Origin of the sequence: Saccharomonospora iraqiensis subsp. paurometabolica YIM 90007 (assembly GCF_000231035.2) — a bacterium.
In the GTDB taxonomy this organism is placed as follows: domain Bacteria; phylum Actinomycetota; class Actinomycetes; order Mycobacteriales; family Pseudonocardiaceae; genus Saccharomonospora; species Saccharomonospora paurometabolica.
In genome coordinates, this window is the sequence record NZ_KI912210.1 from 64,951 (window position 1) to 73,472 (window position 8,522).

The 8,522-nt window shown below is 72.5% G+C and carries 11 protein-coding genes; 7 read left to right on the top strand and 4 right to left on the bottom strand.

The window, feature by feature from the left end:
• Window positions 1-54 precede the first annotated feature (54 nt).
• Window positions 55-189: a hypothetical protein gene (locus SACPADRAFT_RS34295; RefSeq protein ID WP_267880009.1), complete on the bottom strand. Its 135-nt coding sequence runs from the start codon at window positions 187-189 to the stop codon at window positions 55-57.
• A gap of 104 nt (window positions 190-293) precedes the next feature.
• Complete coding sequence (gene corA / locus SACPADRAFT_RS0204360) at window positions 294-1,397, bottom strand: magnesium/cobalt transporter CorA (protein WP_007025442.1); 1,104 nt, start codon at window positions 1,395-1,397, stop codon at window positions 294-296.
• Between the two features lie 481 nt (window positions 1,398-1,878).
• Between corA and SACPADRAFT_RS0204365 the strand changes: the two genes are divergently transcribed.
• The gene (locus SACPADRAFT_RS0204365) at window positions 1,879-2,994 is read left to right on the top strand and encodes a DUF2332 domain-containing protein (protein WP_007025441.1); all 1,116 of its coding nucleotides are present in this window, start codon (window positions 1,879-1,881) and stop codon (window positions 2,992-2,994) included.
• Between the two features lie 126 nt (window positions 2,995-3,120).
• Here the strand turns inward: SACPADRAFT_RS0204365 and SACPADRAFT_RS0204370 are convergent, their stop codons facing one another.
• Window positions 3,121-3,528, bottom strand: coding sequence for an NUDIX hydrolase (locus tag SACPADRAFT_RS0204370; protein ID WP_198048265.1), 408 nt, complete (start codon window positions 3,526-3,528; stop codon window positions 3,121-3,123).
• 210 nt (window positions 3,529-3,738) lie between these two features.
• Between SACPADRAFT_RS0204370 and SACPADRAFT_RS32215 the strand changes: the two genes are divergently transcribed.
• From SACPADRAFT_RS32215 to SACPADRAFT_RS0204400, 6 genes are all read left to right on the top strand, one after another.
• Window positions 3,739-3,900, top strand: coding sequence for a hypothetical protein (locus SACPADRAFT_RS32215; protein WP_007025439.1), 162 nt, complete (start codon window positions 3,739-3,741; stop codon window positions 3,898-3,900).
• Window positions 3,901-3,919: 19 nt separating this feature from the next.
• Entirely contained in the window at window positions 3,920-4,483 is a 564-nt protein-coding gene (locus tag SACPADRAFT_RS0204380; RefSeq protein WP_007025438.1) for a PH domain-containing protein, read from the top strand.
• A gap of 25 nt (window positions 4,484-4,508) precedes the next feature.
• A complete protein-coding gene (locus SACPADRAFT_RS0204385) occupies window positions 4,509-5,438 on the top strand; it encodes a PHP domain-containing protein (RefSeq protein ID WP_007025437.1) in 930 nt (309 codons plus the stop codon).
• Complete coding sequence (locus SACPADRAFT_RS0204390) at window positions 5,435-6,061, top strand: MarC family protein (RefSeq protein ID WP_007025436.1); 627 nt, start codon at window positions 5,435-5,437, stop codon at window positions 6,059-6,061. Before SACPADRAFT_RS0204385 ends, SACPADRAFT_RS0204390 begins: the two co-directional genes overlap by 4 nt.
• Before the next feature lie 87 nt (window positions 6,062-6,148).
• Window positions 6,149-7,138: a RecB family exonuclease gene (locus SACPADRAFT_RS0204395; RefSeq protein ID WP_007025435.1), complete on the top strand. Its 990-nt coding sequence runs from the start codon at window positions 6,149-6,151 to the stop codon at window positions 7,136-7,138.
• A gap of 49 nt (window positions 7,139-7,187) precedes the next feature.
• The gene (locus SACPADRAFT_RS0204400) at window positions 7,188-7,502 is read left to right on the top strand and encodes a hypothetical protein (RefSeq protein WP_233357121.1); all 315 of its coding nucleotides are present in this window, start codon (window positions 7,188-7,190) and stop codon (window positions 7,500-7,502) included.
• A gap of 4 nt (window positions 7,503-7,506) precedes the next feature.
• Here SACPADRAFT_RS0204400 and SACPADRAFT_RS0204405 read toward each other — a convergent pair.
• Window positions 7,507-8,522, bottom strand: a 1,016-nt coding sequence (locus tag SACPADRAFT_RS0204405; protein ID WP_007025433.1) for an Rv3212 family protein, incomplete at its 5' end; no start/stop codon positions are given.

Here is an 8,522-nt window from a genome sequence, read left to right on the forward strand (position 1 = left end):
CCCGGTGCCGTCCGGCCGTGGGCGGGCGCCGGCGCGCCGGTCACTGCGCGCCGGTCACTGCGCGACGAGGGCGAACTCCGGGGCGAGCGCGATGGTGACGGTCACCGCGACCACCCACGCCAACGCGGCGGCCAGGGCCCAGAACTTCAGGTCGGTGAGCATCCGTGGCATGGCGGTACTCCTGTTCACGGTCGGTCTCCCGGGTGGCGCGGTGCGGCCCGCACCGGCGGGGGAGGCGGATCGGCGCTCGGTCCGGTGACGACGTCGTCACCGTCGTCGGGGGCGGGAGCTGGTCAGAGCCAGTTCTTCTTGCGGAAGACCCGGTACAGCGTCAGACAGACGACGAGGATGACCACGATGATCATCGGATAGCCGTACCGGAGTTGCAGTTCCGGCATGTACTCGAAGTTCATGCCGTAGATCCCGGCCAGCGCGGTGGGCACGGCGATGATCGCCGCCCACGCGGTGATCTTGCGCATGTCCGAGTTCAGCTGGAGGGTGATCTTGCCGAGGGTGGCGTCGACCAGGGTGGTCAACAGTTCGTCGAACGCGGTGACCCGTTCGGACGCGGTCGTGACGTGGTCGTGCACGTTGCGGAAGTAGGAACGCACCTCGTCCGGGATCAACCGGGTGTCGCCGTCCGCGAGCTTGCGCAACGGGGTGGCCAGCGGCTGCACCGCGCGCCGCAGTTCCAGCACCTCGCGTTTGAACAGGTAGATCTGTTCCGAGGTCACCGGTGTCCGCGGCGCGAACACCTGGGTCTCCATCTCGTCGATGTCGTCCTCGATGCGCTCGGTGACGTTGAGGAAGTGGTCGACGACGTGGTCGGCGATGGCGTGCAGCACCGTGGCCGGGCCCGCGGCGAGCCGTTCCGGGTCGGCGTCCAGCTCCCGGCGCAGGTGCGCCAGGCCGGCGTGGTTTCCGTGCCGGACGGTGATGATGAAGTCCGCGCCGAGGAAGGCCATCAGCTCGCCGGACTCGACGATCTCGTTGGCGGTGGTGGGGGAGTCGTGCTCGACGTAGCGCACGGTGCGGAACACCATGAACAGCGTGTCGTCGTAGCGTTCCAGCTTCGGCCGCTGGTGCGCGTGCACGGCGTCCTCGACGGCGAGCTCGTGCAGCCCGAACGTGTCGGCGATGCCCTGGATCTGTTCCTGGTTCGGCTCGTGCAGTCCGATCCAGACGAAACCCTCGCCGCGGGTACGGACCTCGTTGATCGCCTCGGTGTGCGTCCAGGCGCCGGGCAGCCGGGCGCCGTCGACGTAGACGCCGCAGTCGACGACGTAGGCCGACGGTGTGGGTACGGCACGGCGGGCGGCGCGGGCACCGCGGTTACCGCGGCCGTTGCGGCTCGCGGCCCGGTCACGCAGCGTGCCGAGCGAGGGGATGGCAGGCATGGAGTCTCCTGGCGGGTCGCGTCGCGAACGAGGACGACAGACACGCGCCGACGTCCCGCCCCGGGCCCGCCGGATGCTGCTCAGCGCAGCCGCATCCGGATCCCGGCCGAGGTGGGTACGCCGGCGGAACTAGGAAGTGGACTGTCACCACTACTCATCTGCGTCCTCACCTCCTCACGGTCGGGGTCCGGTCCCGGCGCCCGGATGCGCCGGAGGACAAGCCTACCCCCCGGTCCCGGGGAGTATCGCCACCGGGCGGTGTGCGTTACCACCGGTGCGCGCCGGAGTCGTGTGCGGCACATCGACATCGCCGCCGTGTCGCGCCGCCGTGTCGCGCCGCCGTTTCCGCGCCGGGCGGCTACGGTGGCGGGTGAGTGCGGTGGACGGATCCGCGCCGCGGACCGGCCACGATCGGATTCCGCGAAGCGTGTCGACGGTGAAACCCGAGGAGGCGAACAGCCGGTGCACCCGGCGGCTGCCCATGAGTGATTCCGACACCACGACCGAACTCGAGCGGCGGTTCCGCCGGTTCGCCGCCCACGAGGCTGCGGGCCTGTCCCCGCTGTACGAGCACCTGGCCGCGCGTGCGGCGGACGACCCGGACGTGGCCGGGCTGTTGTCCGCCGCGTCCGACGACGACGCGCATCCCACGCTGCTGCTGGCCGCCGCGCACCGGCTGGTCCAGGCGGACCCGATCCACCCGGTGTCGCGGTACTACCCGTCGCTGGGCGGGTTGGACGGGGTCGACGGCGACACCTGGCCGCTGTTCCGGGAGTTCGTCCTCGAACGCGCCGACCGGATGCGGGAGCTGATCTCCACCCGCTTCACCCAGACCAACGAGGTCCACCGGGCGTCGGTGCTGTACCCCGCCGTGGCCGCCGTCGCGGCGCGGGTGCGCGGCCCGGTCGGGCTGGTCGAGGTCGGGTGCAGTGCCGGCCTGCTGCTGGGGATGGACACCTTCGCCTACCACTACCTGTGCGACGGGGGCGAGCAGCTCACCTCCGGTCCCGCGAAGGCCGCAGTCGGGCTGCACTGCGCGCTCACCCTGGGCGAGGGCGCCGCGCCGCCCCGGCTGCCGAAGAAGCTGTCGGTCAAGGCGCGGGTCGGGCTGGACCGCAACCCGGTGGACGTCTCCGACGAGGACGAGCTGGCGTGGCTGGAGGCGTGCGTGTGGGCCGATCAGCCGGACCGGATCCGGCTGCTGCGCACCGCGGCCGCGGCCCAGCGTCGGATCCGGCCCGAGTTGCTCGCCGGGGACGCGGTGGCCGACCTGGCCACGGCCGTGCAGCGGGTGCCGGAGGAGCTGCCGGTCGTCGTCTACACCAGTTATGCGCTGAAGTACCTGCCGTCCGAGGAGCAGGCGGCCTTCGTCGCCGCGCTCGGGGAGCTGGCGGCCCGGCGTCCGCTGTGGTGGGTGGCGGCCGAGGAGTACGAGTCGGCCCTGCGGCACGTGTTGCCCGACCGGGACGACCTGTCCTACGCGCACACGGCCCGGATGACCCTGAGCACCGTCGCCTGGGAGAACGGCACCCCACACCCCACGCTCCAGGCCCAGGCCGGCCCGCACGGCCACCGCATGACCTGGCTCGCCTCCTGACCCCGCGGGTTTGCCGTGAGGGGCACCTTCCCTGCGTGTGACGCAGTGAATGTGCCCCTCGCTGCGCTGAACGCAGGGAAGGTGCCCCTCACGGGACCATGCCGGGACGCACCGGGGGCGGGGTGTTCAGGTGGTGGGGAGGGCGTCCCACTGTCGGAGGGTTTCGGTGAGGTGCTCGGTGAGCAGGCCCGTGCGGTCCAGGGTGTCGAGGGTCGCGCGGTTCACCCAGCGGGCGTCGTCGGCGTCGTCCCCCGGGCGTAACGTTCCGCACTCGGGAACGCACCGGTAGTCGACGATCCGGTACGGCGCACGGGTGACGGTCCCCAGGAACACCCCCGGCCGCACCGTCAGTCCGGTCTCCTCCCGCAGCTCGCGCACCACGGCCTCGGCGTCGGACTCGCCGGGTTCCACGCGCCCACCCGGCAGCGACCACAGGCCCCGCGCGGGCGCCCGGCCACGCCGCACGAGCAGCAGCCTGCCCGCGCCGTCGTGGACGACGCCGCCCACGCACCGCACCCCGCCGGCACGCCGCACGGTGAACAACCCCCTCCGGCCCCTCGCCGGGTCGTGCTCCGGCACGTGTTCCTTGTCACCCAATGGTTTAACGGAGTGTAATCGACGGCGGTGATTCGCGCAGTGCACTGACCCACCCGCAGGACTTTGCTGCGGTGACGCTACGCGGTGCGGTACAAACTTAGTGGCACAAGCCAGAAGGTCCGCACTCGAGAGACGGGATTGATCGCTGTGAACGCGAAAAAGCTTGCGACGTTCGCTGGTATCGCGTTGGTCCTCTTCTTCGTGATCGCCCGACCGGGAGAGGCAGCGGGGTTCGTGGACAACATCCTCGCCGCACTACAGGACGCCGCCGAGGCAGTGATCACGTTCGTCAGTAGCGTGTTCAGCTGATCCGCGGGAGACTGCGCCGATGTTCGCGCCCCGCGACCCCGACGAATACCTGCTCGACACCGAGCGGCGGGTGATCCGGATACGGCGGCACTGGTCGTGTCTCATCTGGGACACGTTCGAGGCCGTCGCCCTGATCGCCGTGTGCGTGATGGTCTCCTACATCCTGCCCGTCGCCATGTGGATGCTGCAGAACGTCCTCTGGTACGTGGCGTTGTTCCTGGTGCTGCGGTTCGCCTACAAGGTGATCGAGTGGTGGGTGGAGCGCCTGGTCGTCACCGACAAGCGGTTCGTGATGACCAAGGGCGTCTGGACCACCCAGGTACTCATGATGCCGATCACCAAGGTGACCGACCTCACCTACGAGCGGCCGTTCCTGGGCCGGATCCTCGGCTACGGGACGATGGTCGTCGAGTCCGCGGGGCAGATCCAGGCGCTGAACAAGATCGAGTACCTGCCGAAGCCGGAGGCCTTCTACGACACGATCTCGCACCTCGTGTTCGGGGACAAGCAGAAGCAGGCCGAGAAGTTCTCGATGATCAAGGCGCAACGGGCCGCCCGCAGGGGCAGGAAGATGGTGGGGTGACGCGCACCGCGGGGCACACGGGACAATGCTCGACGTGCGCATCGATCTGCATACCCACTCCTCGGTCTCGGACGGCACGGACGATCCCGCTGCCCTCGTCCGTGCCGCCGCGGACGCCGGACTCGACGTCGTGGCGCTCACCGACCACGACACCACCGCGGGCTGGCGGGCCGCCGCCGAGGCCCTGCCACCCGGGCTGACCCTCGTTCCGGGCGCGGAGCTGTCCTGCGAGTCGGTGGACGACGAGGGCCGCAGGGTGAGCGTCCACCTGCTCGCCTACCTGTTCGATCCGACGGCCCCCGAACTGGTGGCCGAGCAGGAGCGCCTCCGTATCGAGCGGCGCGGGCGGCTGCGGGCCATCGCCGTGCGGATGGCCGAGGACGGTCTCCCCGTCGACCCGGACGATCTGCTGGCCGGCCTGCCCACCGACACCGCGGCGGGCAGGCCGCACCTGGCCCGGGCCCTGGTGCGGGCCGGGCTGGTGCACTCGGTGCAGGAGGCGTTCGACCGCTACCTGGCCACCGGCCGGGAGTACTACATGGCCAAGGCGGACACGCCGGTCGAGGCGGCGATCGACCTGATCACCGCCGCCGGCGGCGCCACCGTCCTCGCGCACCCGTTCGCGGGCACCCGGGGGCCGACGATCACCGAGGAGACGGTCGCCGCACTGGCGGGGCGGGGACTGTCCGGGTTGGAGGTCGACCATCCCGATCACGATCCCGCGGCCCGCGCACGGTTGGCCGGCCTCGCCGACGAGCTGAACCTGGTCCACACCGGATCGAGCGACTACCACGGTGCCAACAAGTCGGCCACGCCGGGGCAGGAGACCACCGATCCGGCGCAGTTCACCGCGCTCGTCGAGCGCGCCTCGGCCAACGCGGGCGGGACCGGGCCCGCCACCCGGCCGGTCGGCGGTGCCTGGGGAGCCTGGGAAGAAGCCGGGACCGGATCGTGACCCTCGCCGGCCTCTTCGACGTCACCCTGTTCCTGGAGGCCGCGATCACCCTGCTGGTGATCATGGACCCGCCGGGGACCGTGCCGGTGTTCCTCAGTCTCGTGGGACGGAAACCGCCCGTCGCCCGCGCCCGGGCCGCGCGGCAGGCGGTCCTGGTGTCCCTGCTGGTGATCTCGCTGTTCGCGCTGCTGGGTGAGGTCGTGCTGGCCTACCTGGGCATCGGCATCCCCGCGTTGCAGGGTGCGGGCGGGCTGCTGCTGTTGCTGGTCGCGCTCGACCTGCTGACCGGCCGGAGCAGCGCCGAACCCGAGGCGGCCGAGGACGTCAACGTCGCGCTGGTCCCGCTGGGCACCCCGTTGCTCGCCGGGCCCGGCGCGATCGCGGCCACGATCGTGTTCGTCCGGCAGGCCGGTGGGGATCCCGGCGGGTACCTCGCACTGGGCTCGGCGATCGTCGCCGCGCACCTCGTGCTGTGGGTGTGTATGCGGTACTCCGGAGTGGTGATCCGACTCGTGCGGGAGAGCGGCATCACCCTGCTGGCCAAGATCGCGGGACTGCTGCTCGCGGCGATCGCGGTCGACCTGATCGCCGACGCCGTCCGCGGCTTCGTCGAGGGGGCCTGACCCGGCGTTCGCGGGGCCCTCCCGTCCCCCTACCGTGGAAGTTCCCGCGGGCCGATGCGGGGAGGGCGAGCCGACCGGGGGACGCGCATGGAACAGCTGGGCTTCGACTTCGGGATCGAACCGAAGCGGCTGGCGCGGGTCACGCCCGCCCGCCTGGGCGCCTTCGACGACTGTCCCCGCCGGTACCGCTTCGCCTACCTCGACCGGCCCGCTCCCCGGCGTGCCGGGGCGTTCGCCCACAACACGATGGGGGCCGCGGTGCACGCGGCGCTGAAGGCCGTGCATGAGCTCCCCGCCCGACGCCGGACACCGGAACGCGCCGCCGCGCTCGTCACCCGCCACTGGCAGGACGCGGGATTCACCGACGCCGCGCAGTCCGCGCTGTACGCCGAACGGGCCCGTGGCTGGGTGGCCGAATACGTTCGGCGACGCCTGCCGACCGGGCACGACGCCCCCGACCACACGGACCACGACCACACCGACCACTCGGGGCACACCGACCACACGGGGCACGCGGCCACCGACGCCGGGGACGACCTGGTCGGGCGCGGGCACGGGGACGCGGGGGAGGGCACCGTGGTCGGTCTCGAACGGTGGGTGTCGGCCCCGGTGGGACCCGGGGGCGGGAGTCCCACCCTGATCGTCGAGGGCCGGGTCGACCGGATCGACGAGCGGGGCGGCGAGCTCGTCGTCGTTGACTACAAGACCGGCAGGCGCGCCCCCGACGAGGCCACGGCACGGGGGTCCCGGGCGCTCGCGTTGTACGCCGTGGCCGTCGCGCACACCCTGCGCACCCCGTGCCGGCGGGTGGAACTGCACCACCTGCCCGGGCAGACGGTCGCCGCGGCCGAACACACCCGGGAGAGTCTGGACGAGCACCTCCGGCGTGCGGAGGAGACCGCGGGGGCCACCGCGGCGGCGACCGATACGCTGCAGGCGGGCGGAGACGCGGATGCGGCGTTCCCGGCACGCCCGGCGCCCCGGTGCGGCTGGTGCGAGTTCCGGCCGAGCTGCCCGGAAGGGCGCGAGGCGGCCCCGGCCGCCCGCCCGTGGGACTTGCTGACCCCGGCGACGTGACGACGATTGACGGAGTGGAATGGCCGGTGCCGACACGGCGGATCCCGCGATGACGGGACCGTCCCCTCGCAGAGGCGGACCACGGCGGGGCGCGCCGATCTGGCGCGGTCTCACCGGGGCGCTGACCGCCGGATGGGTCGTGGTGACGACGGTGGTCGTCGTGGCCCAGCTCGCCGCGTGGGGGTCGGGCGGCGAGGGGCCCGGCACGGCCGCGGTGGTCGGCCACCTCGGCGGGAGTGCCCTGGCACTGGGTGCTCAGCACGTCGTCGACCGCGCCCGCGGCACGTCCCTGTCCGCCGCGTCGGCCGGGGCCGGGGTGCTCGGTGTCACCGCGGCGCTGCTGTGGCTGTTCTGGTACTCCTGACCGTTCACCGGAGGGCGACGACCGTGTCCCCGCGCTGTTCGAGCAGCACGGGTCCCGCCGCCGTGAGCCGGACGGGTGCCTCGGGGGCGCGCCGGTCCACGGCGACGGTGCGCAGGGTGGCGCCGTCGGTGTCGTTTATAACGGCGAGACCGCCCCGGACCGGCACGACGGAGTGGCCCGCGAACACCGTGCCCGGCCCGAGGGTGCCCTCGGCGGCCCACCGGGGGGTCAGGTCGTCGGCGGACAGGGCCAGCGTGTGTGAGCCGGTGAAGACGTGGACGGTGCCTCGTCCCCGCGTATGGGGCACGACCCCGTCCGGGCGGTCGCGGACCAGTTCCGAACCGGGCACCGACACGGGGTGGGTCGCCCGGTGCATGCCGTCCATGCCGTAGACGAGCACCTCGCCGCGGGGCAGCGCGACCGCGACCGCCTCGTCGGTGAGGGCCAGCAGTGCCGCGTCGGTCGCGGGCAGCATCTTGCTGAACTCCGTCTCCGGTACGTCGGCCTCCTCCCCGGCGGCCTTGAGCACGGTGAGCCGGGGCCCGGACTCGTCCGGGCAGCGCTCGATCACCCCGACCCGTTCGGCGGCGGTGGCCACGGTCCCGTAGGTGCAGCCCGTCCTCGGCTGCCGGTCCGGGTTCACGGGTGCGGGCACCCGCCCGTACTCCAGTGTCTTCACCAGGTCGCTGCGCCAGGTGTTGAGCAGCCGGTCGCCCGTGGTCGTCACATGCCGGTCCCCGGAGACGAGCCGGGTCCCGTGTTCGGCGTTGCCGGTGCGTTGCGCGGTCCGCTGCCCGGTCCCCGGGTCGAGCTGGGTCACCTCGCTGCAGTTGTGCCCGGTGCGGTACACGGCGTGGACCCGGGAAAACCCGGCCCCCACCGTGCAGAGCGGGACATCGCGGGCGTAGTGCCAGCGTGGTTCGCCCGTGCGCGGGTCGCGCCCCACCACCCGGCCCTGCCCCGCCGTCACCGCGGTGTCCCCCTCGGCGACCGGCACGGGGGTGGCCGGGCTGGGCGCAC

Excerpts from the sequence above, each read along its gene's own strand:
- corA (WP_007025442.1), bottom strand. The coding sequence starts at position 1,397 with ATGCCTGCCATCCCCTCGCTCGGCACGCTGCGTGACCGGGCCGCGAGC.
- SACPADRAFT_RS0204365 (WP_007025441.1), top strand. The coding sequence starts at position 1,879 with ATGAGTGATTCCGACACCACGACCGAACTCGAGCGGCGGTTCCGCCGG.
- SACPADRAFT_RS0204380 (WP_007025438.1), top strand. The coding sequence starts at position 3,920 with ATGTTCGCGCCCCGCGACCCCGACGAATACCTGCTCGACACCGAGCGG.
- SACPADRAFT_RS0204385 (WP_007025437.1), top strand. The coding sequence starts at position 4,509 with ATGCTCGACGTGCGCATCGATCTGCATACCCACTCCTCGGTCTCGGAC.
- SACPADRAFT_RS0204395 (WP_007025435.1), top strand. The coding sequence starts at position 6,149 with ATGGAACAGCTGGGCTTCGACTTCGGGATCGAACCGAAGCGGCTGGCG.
- SACPADRAFT_RS0204400 (WP_233357121.1), top strand. The coding sequence starts at position 7,188 with ATGACGGGACCGTCCCCTCGCAGAGGCGGACCACGGCGGGGCGCGCCG.